This is a genomic window from Saccharopolyspora montiporae, assembly GCF_015209505.1.
Taxonomy (GTDB): domain Bacteria; phylum Actinomycetota; class Actinomycetes; order Mycobacteriales; family Pseudonocardiaceae; genus Saccharopolyspora; species Saccharopolyspora montiporae.
The window spans coordinates 21,979-39,534 of the sequence record NZ_JADEYC010000013.1 but is presented as its reverse complement, the minus strand read 5'-3'; the positions used below and the strand labels follow the sequence as shown (position 1 = coordinate 39,534).

13 protein-coding genes and 1 tRNA gene are annotated in these 17,556 nt (G+C 72.2%); 2 read left to right on the top strand and 12 right to left on the bottom strand.

The window, feature by feature from the left end; genetic code table 11:
- Positions 1-111: 111 nt before the first annotated feature.
- From IQ251_RS08390 to IQ251_RS08380, 3 genes are all read right to left on the bottom strand, one after another.
- Positions 112-3,114 (bottom strand): hypothetical protein, encoded by a 3,003-nt coding sequence (locus tag IQ251_RS08390; RefSeq protein ID WP_193927915.1) that lies wholly within the window; start codon positions 3,112-3,114, stop codon positions 112-114.
- An 11-nt stretch (positions 3,115-3,125) separates the two neighbouring features.
- Positions 3,126-4,802 carry an energy-dependent translational throttle protein EttA gene (gene ettA, locus IQ251_RS08385; protein WP_193927914.1) on the bottom strand — a complete coding sequence of 559 codons (1,677 nt, stop codon included), beginning with the start codon at positions 4,800-4,802 and terminating at the stop codon, positions 3,126-3,128.
- Between the two features lie 347 nt (positions 4,803-5,149).
- Positions 5,150-7,339, bottom strand: coding sequence for a bifunctional copper resistance protein CopD/cytochrome c oxidase assembly protein (locus tag IQ251_RS08380; RefSeq protein WP_370591275.1), 2,190 nt, complete (start codon positions 7,337-7,339; stop codon positions 5,150-5,152).
- Between the two features lie 97 nt (positions 7,340-7,436).
- On the opposite strand from IQ251_RS08380, the gene IQ251_RS08375 reads away from it, so the two are divergent.
- Together IQ251_RS08375 and IQ251_RS08370 are read left to right on the top strand one after the other, a co-directional pair.
- A complete protein-coding gene (locus IQ251_RS08375; protein ID WP_370591274.1) occupies positions 7,437-7,988 on the top strand; it encodes a DUF3558 family protein in 552 nt (183 codons plus the stop codon).
- Between the two features lie 128 nt (positions 7,989-8,116).
- A tRNA-Arg gene (locus IQ251_RS08370) sits at positions 8,117-8,190 on the top strand.
- A gap of 103 nt (positions 8,191-8,293) precedes the next feature.
- Here IQ251_RS08370 and IQ251_RS08365 read toward each other — a convergent pair.
- The 9 genes from IQ251_RS08365 to IQ251_RS08325 all read right to left on the bottom strand — a co-directional run bounded on the left by IQ251_RS08365 (position 8,294) and on the right by IQ251_RS08325 (position 17,514).
- Positions 8,294-8,551 carry a hypothetical protein gene (locus tag IQ251_RS08365; RefSeq protein ID WP_193927913.1) on the bottom strand — a complete coding sequence of 86 codons (258 nt, stop codon included), beginning with the start codon at positions 8,549-8,551 and terminating at the stop codon, positions 8,294-8,296.
- Positions 8,552-8,623: 72 nt separating this feature from the next.
- Positions 8,624-9,232 (bottom strand): Rv1733c family protein, encoded by a 609-nt coding sequence (locus IQ251_RS08360; protein WP_193927912.1) that lies wholly within the window; start codon positions 9,230-9,232, stop codon positions 8,624-8,626.
- A 240-nt stretch (positions 9,233-9,472) separates the two neighbouring features.
- Positions 9,473-11,878 (bottom strand): GTPase-associated protein 1-related protein, encoded by a 2,406-nt coding sequence (locus IQ251_RS08355; RefSeq protein WP_193927911.1) that lies wholly within the window; start codon positions 11,876-11,878, stop codon positions 9,473-9,475.
- 161 nt (positions 11,879-12,039) lie between these two features.
- Positions 12,040-12,975 (bottom strand): heme o synthase, encoded by a 936-nt coding sequence (locus IQ251_RS08350; protein WP_193927910.1) that lies wholly within the window; start codon positions 12,973-12,975, stop codon positions 12,040-12,042.
- On the bottom strand, positions 12,972-13,364 hold the full coding sequence (locus IQ251_RS08345; RefSeq protein ID WP_193927909.1) for a DUF3817 domain-containing protein: 393 nt from the start codon (positions 13,362-13,364) through the stop codon (positions 12,972-12,974). Before IQ251_RS08345 ends, IQ251_RS08350 begins: the two co-directional genes overlap by 4 nt.
- 146 nt (positions 13,365-13,510) lie before the next feature.
- A complete protein-coding gene (locus IQ251_RS08340; RefSeq protein ID WP_193927908.1) occupies positions 13,511-14,845 on the bottom strand; it encodes a lysine N(6)-hydroxylase/L-ornithine N(5)-oxygenase family protein in 1,335 nt (444 codons plus the stop codon).
- Between the two features lie 91 nt (positions 14,846-14,936).
- Positions 14,937-15,758, bottom strand: coding sequence for a siderophore-interacting protein (locus IQ251_RS08335; RefSeq protein WP_193927907.1), 822 nt, complete (start codon positions 15,756-15,758; stop codon positions 14,937-14,939).
- Between the two features lie 92 nt (positions 15,759-15,850).
- Positions 15,851-17,311 carry an MDR family MFS transporter gene (locus IQ251_RS08330; protein WP_193927906.1) on the bottom strand — a complete coding sequence of 487 codons (1,461 nt, stop codon included), beginning with the start codon at positions 17,309-17,311 and terminating at the stop codon, positions 15,851-15,853.
- Positions 17,311-17,514 carry an MbtH family protein gene (locus IQ251_RS08325; RefSeq protein WP_304610914.1) on the bottom strand — a complete coding sequence of 68 codons (204 nt, stop codon included), beginning with the start codon at positions 17,512-17,514 and terminating at the stop codon, positions 17,311-17,313. The genes IQ251_RS08330 and IQ251_RS08325 overlap by 1 nt, the downstream gene beginning before the upstream one ends.
- Positions 17,515-17,556 lie beyond the last annotated feature (42 nt).

Genomic DNA, 17,556 nt, shown 5'->3' with positions numbered 1-17,556 from the left:
CGACGGCACCTCATTGTGCCCCTACGAACTCCACCCTAAGAGTGCCATTCGCGATCCCGGCGGCAGGGCGGCCGAGCACGACACGGTGGTGAAGTCCGGTACGACACCGGATTACCCGGACGTTTCCGCAGGTGGATCGAACTCGAACGCCGGATGCCGGTGCCGGGCTCCCACGTCGCGACCGGGCGCTTCGACCGCCGAGCCGTGCCGGGGCCGGACCGTCGCCTCAGCGCCGAACGCGGGCCCGGCGCCGGTGGCGTTCCGACTGCCTCCGCGGGCTACCGGACCGTCCGCGGCGGAGCGGCTGTGCCGCCCGGCGGGTTCTGCTGCGGCGGCGGCCTCCCGGCGCGCGCCGGGATCGCGGTCGTCGCCCGGGTCGGGGTGTGCCTCCTCGCCGGCGGCGTCGTCGGCGTCGCCAGCCGGGTCGTCGGGGTCGTGGGCGTCGTCGGGAACGGGTGTGCGCCGTCCCGACTCGTACGCCATGAGCGCTTCGGTCAGCAGATCGGCCAACCCCACCTCGCCCGGTTCCGCCCGTGCAGCGTCGGCACCGTGCTGCTCGTCCCACCCGCCGGGAGCATCGTCTTCGCTGGTCAGCGAACTGCTCAGGGACGGCGGATCCCCGGCCGACCCCTCGCCGCCTACGGTTTGGGGCTCGTCCGGCCGGTCGGCACGCGGGACGCGCGCACCGGGCTCGTGCTCGTCCGGCTGCTCGGAATCGGCGAACGAGTCCGATGCCGGTGCGCGGTGCGCAGCGCCGTGCTGCCCCGCCTCGGCCCGGTTGCCCGCCGTGCCGGAACCTGCCGGTTCGGGGGCGGCATCCGACTGGTTCGGCACACCCCCCTCGTCGTGCTGCCTGGCCAGCAAGTCCGCCGCGGACATGGGTTCCCCCTCCTCGGCGTCCGGCTCGGCGCGCCGCGACCGGCGCCGCCCCGTCTGTTCGAACACCTGCAGCGACGCCTGGATCTCGGCGAGGCTGCGCCCGCGGGACCGGCGTCCCTCCACCGGCTGCGGATCGTCGTGGACGCGCTGGGCGTCCGGGTCCGGGCGGGACCCGCTCGCGCTGTCGGCCTGCTCGTGCTCGGGCACGTTGCCCCAGGTGGGCGCACGTTCCCCGCCGGGTTCGTCATCCCGGTCCAGCAGCGGATCCGCACCAGTGGCGTCCGGTGGTTCCGCGGAGACCACCGCACCGGTACCGAGCGGTGTCGGCGACAACGGGTCGAGAGGGACGTCCCAGCTGTCGTAGTCTGGGAGGTCGGTCCCGGATCCGTGCGGTGCAGATCCGGCCCAGCCGGGTACGCCGGAGGTGTCGTCGGCACCCGGATGAACGCCCGGGAGCCCGTCCGGGGCGTCGTCCTGCCCCGAGGACGCGCGCCGGTCGGGAGCTTCGTGCTGGCCGGGTACACCCTGCCAGGAGGACCAAGCCGGGCCGTCGTGCCGACCGAAAGCATCGTGCCGGTCCGGGGATGCGTGCCGGCCCGAATCGTCGTTCCGATCCGGGGATTCGTGCCGACCGGGCGAGTCGGACCGGGGAGCGTCGTGCTGCGACGAGTCGCCCGCGGCGAGCGGCGGATCGGGTTCCTGCGGCTCGCGTGGCTGGGGCATCGCCTGGGGACGCTGTGCCGAGTCCTGCAGGACGGCACGGCTCGTCAGCGTTTCCATCAACCGCCGCGCGGCATCGCGCACGTCATCGGTGGCGCGCAGGTCTTCCTCGTCGGGTAACTCGCGCAGAGCTCCCGCACCGGCGTCCGGCCGCGGCTCCACGACCGGGTCATCTCCGGCCGGAGTCCCGGTCGGCGCAGCGGTTTCCGACTCCGGCTCTCGCGCCGACGGGAGATCCGGCATCGGTTCCCGTGCCGGCGCGGCACCCGCCGCAGCAGGCCGTCGATCACGGACGTTTCCGCCAACCGAAACCCGCTCCGCTGCACCCCCGACGCGAGACGCAGGTGTGTCCGGCGGTTCCGCAGGCACGTCCGCAATCCCGGCCGCAGCAGATTGTCCGGCACCGCTCTGCGACGCGGCGGCGCTGCGGGAATCCGCCCGCGGCACGGCATCGCCCCGCACCGCGGGGAACTCCTCCACGAGCCGGGTGCGGGCCTCGTGCACCGCGGAGCGCCAGCGCCGATCGGCGGCGTAGGCATCGCGCAGCGCGCGCAATGCGGGTTCGTACTCCGCACCCTGCTCCAACGCGTGCGAGAGCGCGTTGAGCGCTTCGGCGAGCAGTCCGTCGAGGCGGTGCCGCTCGGCGATGGCCACGGTGTCGGTGAGCACCCGGATCGCCGCGGCGCGATCACCGTCCGGCAGGTATGTGCGGGTCGCCACGGCCAATCCCAGCCAGCCGACCGGGTCGGCGGCCGCCGCGCGCACCGGCCGGTTGAGCACCGGCTCGGCGATCCCGGTGGCTTCGGGCGCCTGCCCGAGCTCGATCAGCGCCTGCACTCGTTCCAGCACGAGGCGGGCGTGCACCTCGCCGCTCTCCGCGACCGGATCGCCGAGGTGGCGCAGCAGGTCGAGCCCGTCCTCGGCGGTCTGCGCCGCCTCGGCGAACTCCCCGGACCTGCGGTGGTGCGCTGCGCGTGCGGCTCTTCCCCGCGCCCGGAGCACCCGGACGGTGTCCCGGTTGAGCTCGCAGGCGGAATAGAGCCGTTCCGCCTCATCAAGTGCCTCTGTGCACCTGCCGCGGGCTGCGGCGGCCGGGGTGACCGCGGCGAACGCGACGAGCGCGTGCGCCCGCAGCACCGGGTCGACCCGCTCATGCTCCAGCACCGGCTGCAGCACTCGACCCGCCGCGTCGTGGGCACCGGCACTGCGGGCGCACCACGCCAACTCCACCCGCATCTCGGCAGCACAGCCGTCCTCACCGGCGGATTCGGCGTCCCGAACGGCCGCGATGGCGCGGGTAGTGGCGGCCACTCCCCGGCCGAGCCGGTTCAACGCGAACAGCGCGAGCGCCTCGGCCTGCAACCGGCCCCGGCGGTCGCCCTCGCTGCGGGCGAGGGCGACCGCTTGATCGCTGAGCAGCAGCGCCAGCTCCGGCACCCGCCAGCACATCTGCCGGGCGGGGTCGAGCAACTGGGCTGCCGGCGTGTCGCGTTGTGGACCGGCCACGCTCGCCACAGCGCCTCCGTTCAGCCCCGGGTCAGCTTCCGGTGCGTGACGCGGTGCGGACGAGCCGCGTCCTGCCCCAGCCTCTCGATCTTGTTCTGCTCGTAGCCCTCGAAGTTGCCTTCGAACCAGAACCACTTCGCCGGGTTCTCCTCGTCGCCCTCCCACGCCAGGATGTGCGTGGCGACGCGGTCCAGGAACCACCTGTCGTGCGAGGTGACCACGGCGCAGCCGGGGAACTGCTCCAGCGCGTTCTCCAGCGAACCGAGGGTCTCCACGTCGAGGTCGTTCGTGGGCTCGTCCAGCAGGATCAGGTTGCCGCCCTTCTTCAGAGTCAGCGCGAGGTTCAGGCGGTTGCGCTCACCGCCGGAGAGCACTCCGCTCGGCTTCTGCTGATCCGGGCCCTTGAACCCGAAGGCGCTGACGTACGCGCGGGACGGCATCTCGACCTGCCCGACCTGGATGTAGTCCAGGCCGTCCGAGACCACCTGCCAGACGTTCTTGTCCGGGTCGATGTTCGCGCGGTTCTGGTCCACATAGGACAGCTTGACCGTGTCGCCCACCCGGACGGTTCCGGCGTCCGGCTCCTCCAAACCGACGATCGTCTTGAACAGCGTGGTCTTGCCGACGCCGTTCGGACCGATGACGCCCACGATGCCGTTCCGCGGCAGCGTGAACGACAGACCGTCGATGAGCAGGTTGTCGCCGAAACCCTTGCGCAGGTTCTCCGCTTCGACGACGACATTGCCCAGGCGCGGACCCGGCGGGATCTGGATCTCCTCGAAGTCCAGCTTGCGGGTCTTCTCCGCCTCGTTGGCCATCTCTTCGTAACGCTGCAGCCGGGAGCGCGACTTGGTCTGGCGGGCCTTGGCGTTCGAGCGCACCCACTCCAGCTCGTCCTTGAGCCGCTTCTGCAGTTTCACATCGCGCTTGCCCTGCACGGCCAAGCGCTCCTGCTTCTTCTCCAGATAGGTGGAGTAGTTGCCCTCGTACGGGTAGGTCCGCCCGCGGTCGATCTCCAGGATCCACCCGGCGACGTTGTCCAGGAAGTAGCGGTCGTGGGTGACGGCCAGGACGGCGCCCGCGTAGTTCGCCAGGAACTGCTCCAGCCACAGCACGCTCTCCGCGTCCAGGTGGTTGGTGGGCTCGTCGAGCAGCAGGAGGTCGGGCTTGCTCAGCAGCAGCTTGCACAGCGCCACCCGCCTGCGCTCACCACCGGAGAGGTTCTTGACCTCGGCTTCCGGGGGCGGGCAGCGCAGCGCGTCCATCGCCTGCTCCAGCTGGGAGTCCAGTTCCCACGCGTCGGCGTGGTCCAGGTCCTCCTGGAGCCTGCCCATCTCCTCCATGAGCTCGTCGGAGTAATCGGTCGCGAGCGCCTCGGCGATCTCGTTGAACCGGTTGAGCTTCTGCTTGATCTCCCCGACGCCCTCTTCGACGTTGCCCAGGACCGTCTTCTCCTCGTTCAGCGGCGGTTCCTGCTGCAGGATGCCGACGGAGTAGCCCGGGGAGAGGAACGCTTCACCGTTGTTCGGCTGGTCGAGTCCCGCCATGATGCGCAGCACGGTCGACTTACCAGCACCGTTCGGACCGACGACACCGATCTTCGCGCCGGGGTAGAACTGGATGGTCGCGTTGTCGAGGATGACCTTGTCCCCATGCGTCTTGCGCACGTTCTTCATGGTGTAAATGAACTCGGCCATGCCACGAATGGTAGATGCGTCCGGTCGTGGACCACGCATGCGGTCGGCACACGCGTGGGCGTGGCGTGACACGAGGAACAACGCGGCTGTTCCTGGGGCGCGCACCCGGTCGGGTGCGCGCGGCGCCGGCCGCCGGATCGGGTCGGTGCGCACCGCCCGCACCACGGTCGCGCTGGTCTCGGACACCGCCGCACCTCCCGGTCGGGGACCGGGCCCTTCCCGGTCTGCTCTCCCAGGTTGGCCCGCCCGGACCGGGGTCCGCGAGAGCGAGATCGCGATCTGTGGACGAACCGCCGACCTGTGGACGAACCACCGCGGCTTGCTCCCGGCGCGCGGGAACCGGGTGGTCAGTTCCCGCGGTCGGTCCCGGCGGAGCTGTCCTCCCGGGCCCCCTCCTCGCCGGGCGCCTCGGCGCTGGAGCCCGTGGCGCGGACATCCCCCGCACCGGAGTCCGCAGCACCGGATCCCGCAGCACCGGAGTCCTCCGCGCTGGATCCCCCAGCGCCGGATCCCCCGGCGGCGGAGCCGTCGTTCCCGGCGAGCCGGCGCAGCATCTCGTTGTACGCGGCGAGATCGGCCTCGCCGTCCGCGTCGGCCTTGCGGTCGATCCGCCGCGCCGCCCGGTAGTCGGCCCGCGACCACTGGATCAGCAGCGCCAGCATCACCACCACCAGCGGTACCTCACCGGAAGCCCAGGCCAGACCGCCGCCCAGCTGCTGGTCGGCGAGCAGATCGGTCATCCACGGCAGGTCCAGGCTGCGGTAGAAGTTCTCCCCGATGACGTTCTGCGACATCATCAGCACCACGCCGAAGAACGCGTGGAACGGCATGGACGCGAACACCAGCCCGAGCTTGCCCATCGACGGCAGCTGCCGCGGCGCGGGGTCGATGCCGATCACCGGCCAGTAGAAGACGTACCCGACCAGCAGGAAGTGCGCGTTCATCGCGATGTGCGCCCAGTGCTGGGGAAGCGCCAGGTCGAACAGCCCGGAGAAGTACAGCGCATAGAACGAGCCCACGAACAGGCCCAGCGCGACGAACGGGTTGGTCAGCACCCGGGTGATCGGCGAGTGCAGGAAGGCCAGCAACCATTCCCGCGCACCGGGCGGGTGCTCCTTGCCCGCGGGCTTGAACACGCGCAGCGCCAGCGAGGTCGGTCCGGCCAGCACCAAGAACACCGGCGCCAGCATGGACAGCAGCATGTGCTGGCCCATGTGCACGCTGAACACCGCGGGCGCGTACCTGCCGATCCCGGAGGACGTCGCCGCCAGGATCGTCAGGCAGCCGAGCAGCCACGCGGCGGTCCTGCCCACCGGCCAGGCGTCCCCGCGTGCGCGCAGTCGGCGCACACCCAGCAGGTAGAACACGGCCAGCGCCAGCGCCAGCGTGCCCCACACGAGGTCGAACCGGCCGGTGAACAGCAGGTTCAGCGCATCGGGCGGCTCCGGCAGCGGATAGCCGATCAGCAGTTCGGTGCGCCCGGGAGTGGGCCCGCTCTCGGCCGGCGGCGGAGTGCGGCCCAGCGCCACCGCGACGCCGATCGTGGCGAACATGGTGAGCACCTCGACCGCCCCGAGCCGCAGCAGCGCCCCCCGGCCCGCACCTCCGGCGAGCCGCTGCACGACCTTGCTGCGCTGGGCGTAGCCGAACGCACCCAGCGCCACCAAGGCGACCACCTTGACCAGCACCAGCACGCCGTAGGTGGTGGTGACCAGCTGCTCCGGCGTGACCCGGACCAGCGAGTTGACGACGCCGGACAGCGCCATGGCGATCCAGGCCGCCAGCGCGATCCGGGAGAACCGCCGCGCGACCAGGGGCAGATGCGCACCACCGCGCGCACCGTGCGCGAGCAGCGCGACCAGACCACCCACCCACAACGTCGCCCCGAAGAGGTGGAACAGCAGGCTGTTCGTGGCCATGTCGTGCGCGCCACCGCTGGCCGAGTGCCCGGTGGCGATCACCGGGAACAGGCCCAGCAGCGCCGCACCGAACGCGACGGTGGTCCAGCCCCAGGACAGGACGATCCGGCACAGCAGCGCGACGACGAACACGATCAGCGCGGACAGCCCCCACGCCTTGACCTCTTCCAGCGCGTCCAGCAGCCCGAACAGCACGTCGGCGCTGAGCACCTCGGAGACCCCGCGGCCAGTGGCGTCCGCCGCGAGGAACGGCACCATCAGCGCCGCGCCCGCGAACCACACCGCGGCGGCCCATCCGGCGGTGCGCACCGCGGCGTAACCGTCGGCGGTGAGGGATCCGCCGCGCTGGGCGGGGATGCCGAACGAGGCCAGCAGGAGCGACCCGATGCACACCACCGCGCCGGTCTCGGCCAGCACGCGGACGACGGGCAGCCCGTACTTCGTCACCGGACCCGGGTCCGGCAGACCGAGCAGGGCGTAGGCATCGGACCCGGACAGCGCGGTCAGCGCAGCGGCGACCAGGGCGGCGAGCACACCGGCGGTGACGACGAGAATGCCCACCGTGCTGGATGCGGCTCGCCGGTCCGGGGTCGGTGCAGGAGCGGTCTCGGTTGGCACGCACCGAGCGTAACCGCAGGTCCACCGCGATCCCCTCGCAGGATGGCAGCGGCACGGGTCAGTGCCGCCCGGCGCGCACCGGCGCTACGGTTGCGCGGTGATCCGCCTCCGCCGCTGCCTCACCGCGCTGGTGCTGCTGCCGGTGCTGGCCGGCTGCAGCACGCTCGTCACCGGACGACCCGTGCCCGCGGCGGGTTTCGCGCCGAGCGCTCCGGAGCACCGGGACCCGTCGGGACCGGTCGCCCGCACCACCGCGGGGACGGATCCGTGCACGCTGCTCACGCCGGACGATCTGGAGCCGGTGGGCGGAGCGGACGGGCCGCCGCACCCGGACAACCCGCTTCCCGGCGCCTGCACCCAAATGCTGGGTGCCGGGCCGGGGAACTCGGCCGGCGCCGGGTTCCACGAACCGCTCGACGCCGCCCGCGATCGCCAGCCGGAGGGCACGCCGGTGGAGGTGGACGGGCATGCGGCCTGGTTGTACTGCGCCGAGGTCGACGGGTTCCAGACCTGCACCGCCACCACCGGGATCGCCCCCGAGCGCTCGCTGCTGACCCTGCTGTCGGTGCGCGGCGCCTCGGCGGCCGATACCGCGGGGATGCTGCACGGGCTGACTTCAGCGGCGCTGCACAAACTCCCACCTGCGTGAGCGACGGTCAGTTGTCGATCAGCTTGCCGTTCGGTACCGGGTCGGCAACGCCTCCGATGTCGGTGGTACGGCCGGGCGCGCAGGCCGCTACGCTTGCGATCCGCAGGTCGGCGCAGCTGTCCACCCCGGCCCCCATAGCTCAGCTGGACAGAGCAAAGGACTTCTAATCCTTAGGTCGCAGGTTCGAGTCCTGCTGGGGGCGCTTCACCGCAGGTCGGCGACGCGGGGTCGGATCGGGAGCAAGATCAACTCCTACACTACCCCCGCGCCCGGGGCAGCTGTCCACCGGCACACCCGCGCGCCCCTCAGCGCGGGCGCCACTGCTCCGGGATCCCCCTGCCGTTGGCCCGGAGCAGTTCGCCCAGCGCCTGCGCGAGTTCGGGCCAGTGCGCGTGCAGCAGCTCGGCCTGATCCGTCTCGGCCGCCTCGAAGATCCGGATCACCCGGCCGGTGCTGACCGGTGCGTAGGGGGTGCTCAGCTGCGGTGCCGAGGCGCCCATCGGCACGTGCGCCGTGGACGCCTCGTGGGGTCTCGCCGACTCCGGCCATCCGCGCTCGCTCATGCCCCGAGTGTCACCAGCGCCGGGTAGCCCAGCACGTCGATCTCAGCCTGGCAGACGACCCGCCGACGCGGTTCACAACTGGCTCCAGCGCCCGCCGTGCTGCAGGAACGACCACTGGCGTGCCCATCCGCGCTGGCCCTGCACCCGCGCCAGGTGCTGCGTCGCGGCGATCAGCCCCAAGCAGGTCAGCTGCGCGCCGAGCAGCACCAGCGCCCCGGCGAACACCGCGGAGAGCACGACCTCGCCGGGACCGGCCGGAGCCGGCACCCGGTCGCCGCGCTCGTCGGTCCACAGCCGGATCGTGTCGCCGGGTTCGCCGCCCTCCGGCACCTGGAGGGTTTCCGAGCGGGCCCCGGACCCGGCGCTCCACCGCACCAGCGCGGAGGAGGTCGGATGGACCTGCCCGGATGCTTCGGCGACCGGGATGTCCGCCCGGGCCGGCGTCACCAGCGTTCCGGAGACCGGGCGGGAGGTGGCGGCGGAATGCCCGGCGCGGGCGGCGAGGTCAGCGTGCAGTGCGGCTCCGGTCGCGGCCGCCGCGGGCACCGCGGCCACCGCGGCGACCAGCAGCAGCAACGTCACCGCCGCCGCGACCCGGTCGATCCGCCTGCGCAGCGGGTTCTTCGAAGGACCGAGCGCGTGCACCAACCAGGCGACGTGCGCTCGCAGCGCGGCGACCATGACGACCTCCTGCCGACCGGTTCCCGCCGCCCCGCCCCGGCCGGCCGCCCGGCCGCGCACCGGTTCCCGCCGGGGCGACCGGCGAGGCGGCGACATTCCGCGTCGGAGTATGTCCCGCACGCGCCGACATCGTTATCTCAGCGTGATCACTCAGTGGCATCGGCGCTGGGGACAGCGGTACCCAATGCGGCACCGGACCGAGAATTCACTCCTGCGAGCGATGCGTGGATCGGCGGCGGGTCATTCCCCGCGCGGACGTCGGCGGTCCGTCCACCGGCGCCGCACCCACTCCGCTGCCGCACGGCGCACCCGCCTCTCCGCCTGCTGACCGGAGAGCTCCTTGATCCACGCGTGCCACGCTGCGGCCACCGCGGCCTCCACCCCGCGCAGCAACCGGCTGACCCGCCGGTAGTCGGCCTGGTCGTGCTCGGTGGCCCACCGCTCCAACGCCCGATCCAGGCCCTTGCGGACGTCGAGCTCGGAGCTGTCCGACCACCCGACGAGGAAGGCCAGCGCCACGGCCCGCAGCTGCTGGTCCTGCTCGGCACCGGCGGCTGCGAACCGCGCGGGCAGGTCGCGCACCAGCACGTGCTGCAGCCCGGTGCCCGCCTGCACCGTCACGTCCCAAGCCCGCTGCAGCGGCGCGGCCAGCAGCGCGGCGATGACATCGCCGGAGCGCGCGGCCAGCACCGGTTCGGAGACCTCGCCGAGCTCGTCCGGCGACTCCGCGCGCTGCACTGCCGCCAACCAGGTGCGCAACCGGGCGTCCTCCTCCCAGAGCGCACGTAGTTCCGCGTGCTCGGCGCCCAGGTGGTGCGCCAGCGTGCGCAGCACATCCAGCACCTCACCGGTCACCGGGGCGCCACGCAGCACGTCGAGCGCCCGCTGCGCCAAGGCCTCCGGCACCGCGGTGAACGACGTGCCGGCGAAGAGCACGGCGACCTCGTGCACGGTCGGCGGCGTTTCGGCGAACAGCGCCTGCCAGACGACTTCCGGATCAGCCGGATCGTCCAGCCCGCGGAACGCGTCCAGCGCGGCCGCCCGCGCCCCGCCGCCGTCGGCGACCGCCGCGCGCGCCACCAGCACGTCGACCGGATCGCCCGGATCCGCCAGCGCCGGCACCAGCGGGCGCCACCAGCCGTCCCGGACCGCTTCGGCCTGACGCTGCGCCGGGCGCTGGGCGAGTTCGGCCCGCAGCACCCCGGCCAGCTGTGCGGCGCACGGCCAGCCGGACGGGTCGACCGCGGCGTGCGGGTGGTCCAGCCACCAGCGCGCGAACTCGCGCAACGTCTCGGCCAGCTGGTCCGCACCGGGCTCGGCACCGTGCCGCCGCGCGGCCGCGAGCACCTCGCCCAGCCGGATCGGCGGAACCGAGCGCAGCGCCGCATCGACGGCCCGGGACGCCTCCGCGGCCTCGTGCTCGGCGCGGGACCGCTCCGGCAGCTGCTGCCCGCACGGCTCGGGTTCGCCGCGCACGACCGCCTCGACGTCGGCGCGCAGCAACGCGGTCCGCAGCGGACCGGCGCGGTCGACGTCCGGATCGGCCAACGCGGCCAGCACCTCGGGTTCCGGTTCCGCGCCGAGCACCGCGTCCAGCACCGGATCCAGCACGTCGTCCGCGGACACCTCGGGTGGCGAACCCAGCCATCCGGCCAGCGCCAAGCCGGAGGCCGCGTCGGCGACCCGCTCTCCCAGCACCAGGATTCCCGCGGCGAGCCGGTCCCCGCGGGTGGTCGCACCCCGATCCCGGCCCAGCCGGTGCGCGAGTTCGACCGCATCGAGCACGTCCCCGGGTCCGGCGGAGCCGGAGTCTGTGCTGAGGAACCGCGGGACCCAGTGCAGCGCCGACTCGGACGGTTCCACCTGGGAGGACTGCCCGGTCGCGAGGTTGAACACCACGGCGCCGCCGGCGGCCTGCGGGTCGGCGAACTCCGCGGCCCAGTCCGGATGCGCGGCCACGATCCGTGGACCGTCCGCTCGGGACAGCTCGTGCTGCGGATCGGTGGCGAACACCCGGAAACCGACCTGCAGCGCGCGCCGTTGCGGCAGCAGCAGCGTTCCCGCGGCGATCCAGCGGACGACGGTCTCGGCATCGGCCCCCACGAACACCACCGGCGGTGCACCGGTCCCGTTGAGCCGGTCGATGGCCGAATGCACGCTCATCAGCCACGCCTGCCCGCCGTGCTGCCCCAGCACCCAGTCGCGCAGTGCGGCCGCGCGCAGCGGTCCCGGCTCCGGTTCGGCCGCCAGCGGCGGGCATTCGGTGCCCTGCACCGGGCGTTCGCGCCACCAGGGGGCGCGCCACAGCTGCGCCGGGCGCACCGCCCCGTACGACGCGGGATCGGTGGTGGCCAGGGCATGGGTGAAGTGCGCGCCTTCCCGCACCCCGTCACCGCGGTAGACACCGCGCGCGGTGATCAGCACGTCGCCTGGCAGGTGCACCAGGGACGGCGGGTACTCCGCGGCGGGCCGGTTGTCCCGCATCCACTGCGCCGGCGGCTGGTAGAGCGCGGCGTCGCGCACCGCGTCCTGCTCGCCCGCCGCGCATCCCGCAGAGACCGCCTGGAACTGCAGGCCGTCGGCATCGCCGAGTCCCTCACCCGCGCGGCAGTCGGTGTAGAGCAACGAGTGGAACCCGCCGCTCATCGCGCGCACCGCCGCACCGCAGGTGCCCGATCGCCTGGTCGCTCGCGCATGGCTCCGCCCCGCCTCATCGCACGCCGGTGTGAGGAGTTGATCTCCCGACACAGAGCCTATCGCCGCACCCGGGCGAACCGGACCCGTTTCGGGACGGTCGGCCCGCGGAATCAGACCAGCGGCGGCAGCCCGATCGCCGCGTCCACGGCGATCGCGAAGAACACCAGGGCCAGGTACAGGTTCGACAGGTGGAACAGCTTCATCGGGCGCGCCCCGCTGCCGTTGCGCACGGCGCTGTGCAACCGCTGCGCGGTGACCAGGAAGGCGGCGCCGAGAACGGCCGCCCCGGCGAAGTAGATCCAGCTCGTCGCGGGCACCAGCAGCAGGGTGCTGGCGACCGTGGCCCAGCTGTAGACCAGGATCCGCGCGGAGACCTGCCGCTCGGTGGCCACGACGGGCAGCATCGGCACCCCGGCGCGCGCGTAGTCGTCCCGGTACTTCATCGCCAGCGACCAGAAGTGCGGCGGGGTCCACAGGAAGACCACGGCGAACATCACCAGCGCGGGCCACTCGACGGTGCCGGTGACCGCCGACCAACCGATGACCACGGGCATGCACCCTGCGGCGCCGCCCCACACGATGTTCTGCGCGGTGCGGCGCTTGAGCACCAGCGTGTACACCAGGACGTAGAACAGGATCGCGCCCAGCGCCAGCACCGCCGACAGCAGGTTCGCGCCCAGCGCCAGCACCGCGAACGACACCGCGCCCAGTACCAGGCCGAAGACCAGCGCGCCGCGCCGCGGGACCCGGTAGTTGACCAGCGGGCGCTTCTTGGTGCGGTCCATGACCGCGTCGATGTCCGAGTCCGCCACGCAGTTCAGCGCGTTGGCGCTGCCGGCGGCCATCGCCCCGCCGACCAGCGTGACCAGCACGAGGCCCAGCGGTGGAAAACCGCGCTGAGCGAGGAACATCGCCGGGATCGTGGTGACCAGCAGCAGCTCGATCACCCGCGGCTTGGTCAGGGCGACATAGGCCCCGAGGACACCGCGGCGCCCGGGGGACTGCGGACTGCCGTGGGCCAGCCCCGGTTGCGCTGCTGCCTTCATGATGCCCGCGATTCCACCCGGTCGTCCGTCTGCTGCACGATCGGCTTGCCCGCCGCCCGCAACCGGTACCAGTGCAGCACCTTGCGGTCGGCGACGAAGGCGCCGAACGGGACGGTCCCGGCCAGCAGCACCAGCAGCATCCGGCCCTTGGGGATCCGCAGCTGGGTCGTGAGGATCACGGCGACCAGCAGGTAGACCATGTACAGCCAGCCGTGCACGACACCGATGAGGAACGACCACTGGGTGCCGAGCTGCTGCGTCGAGCTCCCCTCCGGCCACAAGCCGACCCAATGGCCGTACTTGAGCACCACGGCCACGCACAGGCCGAGCAGCAGCACAGCGGTGCCGTAAGCCATGATCCGGTAGAAGGTCAGGACACCAGGCCGCACGACAAATCCCTCAATTCCGCCCTAGTACACCGGTGTCGATTGACCGTACGCCACGGCCTGCGCGGATCCGCGCAGGACCTCGGCCGGAGTGGTACCGGCCACCATCGGGTGATCAGCGTTCGGGTGCGGACACCGGGGGCGAGAGGTCAGCCGCGGGACAGCGCGTAGTGCTCGTCCGCCCGCGGCTCGGTCGTGGCGCGGCGCGCGAGGATCGAATCGCAGATCTCGCCCGCGCGCACGGCCCCGTTGGACAGCAGCGAGGACGTGATGCCGTGCGTGTGCTCGGTTCCGCCCTGCAGGTAGATGCCGCCCCGGACGTCCGGCGCGGTGCGCAGCCGGTAATCCCGTTCGACCTGCAGCCTGCCCTGCTCGTCGCGGGCGCAGTAGCGGGCGCTCTCGCCGAGCAGCGGGAACGGGTCGCGCGGGCGGCAGCCGGTCGCGTACACGACGACGTCCGACTCCAGCACGGTGCGCTCGCGGGTCGGTTGGAACTCGACGGACACCGTCACCCCGTCGTCGTGCGGTTCGGCCTCGGTGACCCGGGAGGCGTTGAACATCCGCAGCCGCTGCTTGCCCTGCACCTTCTCCTGGTAGGCGCGGGCGTAGAGGTCTTCGATGAGGTCCAGGTCGACCACCGAGTAGTTCGTGTTCCGGTGGTACTCCATCAGCCCGTCCTTGACCTCCGGCGAGGCGGCGTAGAAGTCGTCCACGGCCTGCGGGTCGAAGATCCGGTTGGCGAACGGGCTGTCGTCGGCCGGGCTGAAGCCGTAGCGGCCGAACACCGAGCAGACCTCGCTGCCCGGGAAGGTGCGGTGCAGGTAGTCCACGGCCTCGGCCGCGCTCTGCCCGGCGCCGACGACGGTGAACCGCTGCGGATCGGTGCCGTCGAGCTCGCCCACCCGGTGCAGCAGGTCGAGGTTGTGCCACACGCGCGGACCGGACCGCACCCCGTCCGGCAGGCTCGCTTCCAGACCCACCGCCAGCACGACGTTGCGGGCCCGGTGCACCTCGACCTCGTCGCCGCGGCGCACCCGGACGTCGAACAGCTCCCCGCCCTGCACCGGGTGCACGCCCAGCACCTCGGAGTCGTAGTGCACGACGTCGTCCACGCGGGCCGCGGCCCACTCCAGGTAGTCGTGGAACTCGATCCGGGTGGGGAACATCGTCTTGTGGTTGATGAAGTCGGCCAGCCGCTGCTTGTCGTGCAGGTAGCTGAGGAAGGAGAAGGTGCTGGCCGGATTGCGCATCGTGGTCAGGTCTTTGAGGTACGAGACCTGCATCGTGGTGCCCTCGATGAGCATCCCGCGGTGCCAGCCGAACGCGGGTTGCCGTTCGAAGAACACGCTCCGGACCCGGTCGTCCGCGGCCGCGGTGGCGTTGTGCTCACCGATGGCGATGGCCAGTGCCAGGTTCGACGGGCCGAACCCGATGCCCAGAACGTCGTAGACGGGAACTTGGTCATCCGTCGGTACGGCAGTCACGTTGTCCCCTCATCGCAGTGCCGGGCGCAGTGCGCGGTCCGGCGGAGCCCCGCCGAGCGCTCCGCGCGGCGCGCACCCGGCCGTCGCTGTGTCAGTCGCGGTCGTGGTTGTGCTTGTCGTGGTACTCGGTCTCGACCAAGCCCTTCTTCCAGTAGCCGACGGCCAGCACGGAATCGGCGGCAAGTCCGCGATCGGTGCGCAAGTGGCGGCGGATCCCGCGCACGGTGCCGGATTCCCCGGCCACCCAGGCCGACACGTCCCCGGCGGGCAGGTCCAGGTCGCGCACCGCGTCCATCAGCTGCTGCGATCCGCCCGCGGGCTGCCCGGCGCGCTCCAGCCAGGTCCACCGCAGGTCCGGCGGGCATGCGACGTGCTGGCGTTCCTCGGCGTCGGCGATCTCCACGAACACCTGGCCGCGCGCGGTGGGGGGCAAGCGCTCGACGATGCCTGCGATGGCGGGCAGGGCCGTTTCGTCGCCCACCAGCAGGTACCAGTCCGCGGCGCGGCAGGTCTTGCCGCCCGGACCCATGATCCCGAGCCGGTCACCGGGACGCGCCCGCCCGGCCCAGGTCGAGGCGATGCCTTCGCCGTGCATCACGAAGTCGACGTCGAGTTCGCCGCGAACCTCGTCGTAGCGCCGCACGGTGTAGGTGCGCATCGTGGGCCGCTCGTGCAGCTCGGGCCACTGGTAGCGCCCGGTGTCCGGGTCGAGGACCGGCAGCTCCGGGTGCTGCTGGTGCTGCTGCGGCACGAAGATCTTGATGTTCGGGCCGGTGCGGTCGTCCTGGAACCCGGATAGCTCCGCGCCACCGAGCGTCACCCGCCGCATCGACGGGCTGATCTCGGCGGTGCGCAGCACTTCCAGATTCCGTGCCGGAGGGCGGTTGTGCGTGTGCCGTCCCGCGTGGTTCATCGGAAAGGCGCTCCCTTCTTCGGCACTCGGACGATCAGTGAATTAAGGATAGCCTAACCATACGGTGAAGGCGATGTCTTCCCCGCCGTGGTTCAGATCTCTTGACGCTGCGCGGAATCCTCGGCCACCGCCGACTCCACCCGCGTCGGGCGCAGGATCTCGGCATCCTTGATGCGCAGGGCCACCAGCACGCCCACCAGCGCGCACCCGGCCGCCAGCAGCATCGCCGCGTGGTACGCGCTCAGATCGCCGCCACCGCCCGCGGGCTGCCCGGAACCGGTGCCCCAGGCCGCCAGCACGCACGCGGTCACCGCCACACCCAGCGCCGAACCCACCTGCCGCTGCACGTTGAACAGCGTCGAGGCGGCACCGGTGGCCGCGCTGCTGATCGTGGCGAAGGCGACCACCTGCAGTTCGGTCGAGGCCACGCCCACGAAGAAGCCGGACGCCAGCTGCACCACGGCGGCCAGCACGGCCGTGTCCGCGCGCACCAGGTTCATCGCCGCGAACGACGCAGCAGCACCGAACATGGCCGCCGCGATCACCGCCCGCGGCCCGATCCGCCGGTGCGCCCAAGCCACGACCTGCGACGCGATCATCAGCCCGACGGCCTTGGGCAGGGTGACCAACCCGGTCTGCCACGCCGAGGCGCCCAGTCCGTTCTGGTACATGAGGGTGAACCCGTACAGCGTGCCCAGGAATCCGGCCACGCACAGCAGCAGGATCAGGCTCGCCCTGCGGAACGACGGATCGCCGAACAGCCGCAGGTCCAGCATCGGCGCCGACATCCGCAGCTGGGCGATAACCAGCCCGGCCAGGCACGCGAGCCCGGCCAGCCCACTTCCCCAGAACTCCACCGAGCCCGGTCCGGTGCGCGAAACCGCCTCCAGCGCATACATGACCAGTCCGAGACCGGGCAGGGCCAGCGCGAAACCCAGTCCGTCGAACCGCTTTCCGTGGCTCTGAACGTGTTCGGCCAGGAATTTCCAGCCGTACAGCAGCGCCAGCACACCGATCGGCAGGTTCACGTAGAAGCCCCACCGCCAGGTCAGCTGCTCGACGAACAGACCACCCAGCACCGGCCCCAGCGCCGGGGCCACCGCGGTCGGCAGGATCAGCACCCGGGACAGCTTGATCCGCTGGTCCGGCGGGTAGGCGCGGAACAGCATGGTCAGCGCCACCGGGCTCATCACCCCGCCGCCTGCGCCCTGCAGCGCGCGAGCCGCGGTCAGCTGCGTCAGGTCACCGGCCACCGCGCACAGCAGCGAGGCCAGCACGAACGTGCCGAACGCGGCCAGGAACACGCGCTTGGTGCCGAACCGGTCGCCCAACCAGCCGGACACCGGGATGCACACCGCGAGGCTGACCAGGTAGGCGACGTTGACCGCCGACACCGCGCTGGGCGTGACGCCGAACTCGCCACCGATCGCCGGCAGCGCCACGTTGACGATCGTGGAGTCCATCCCGTTCATGAACATCGCGGCCACGTAGACGAGGCACACCGCGATCCGCGGATCCGCCCAGCGGCGGGAACGGGGAGCCGCTGCCACCATCAGCGGCCCGGGACGGTCCGCGCCGGGCGCATGTCCGTCCAGTTCACCTCGATGTGCTCCAGGCACGCGTCCCGATCGGCCGGACCGTGCGCGACGGCCCAGCCGGGCGGCAGCTGCACCGAGGCCGGCCACAGCGAGTACTGGTCCTGCTCGTTGATCAGCGCGTAGTAGTACTGGTCGGGGTCTTCGAACGGATTCGTCAACAGTCCACTCCTCGGTCTCGGCAACGCTGCCGGGTGCTCGTC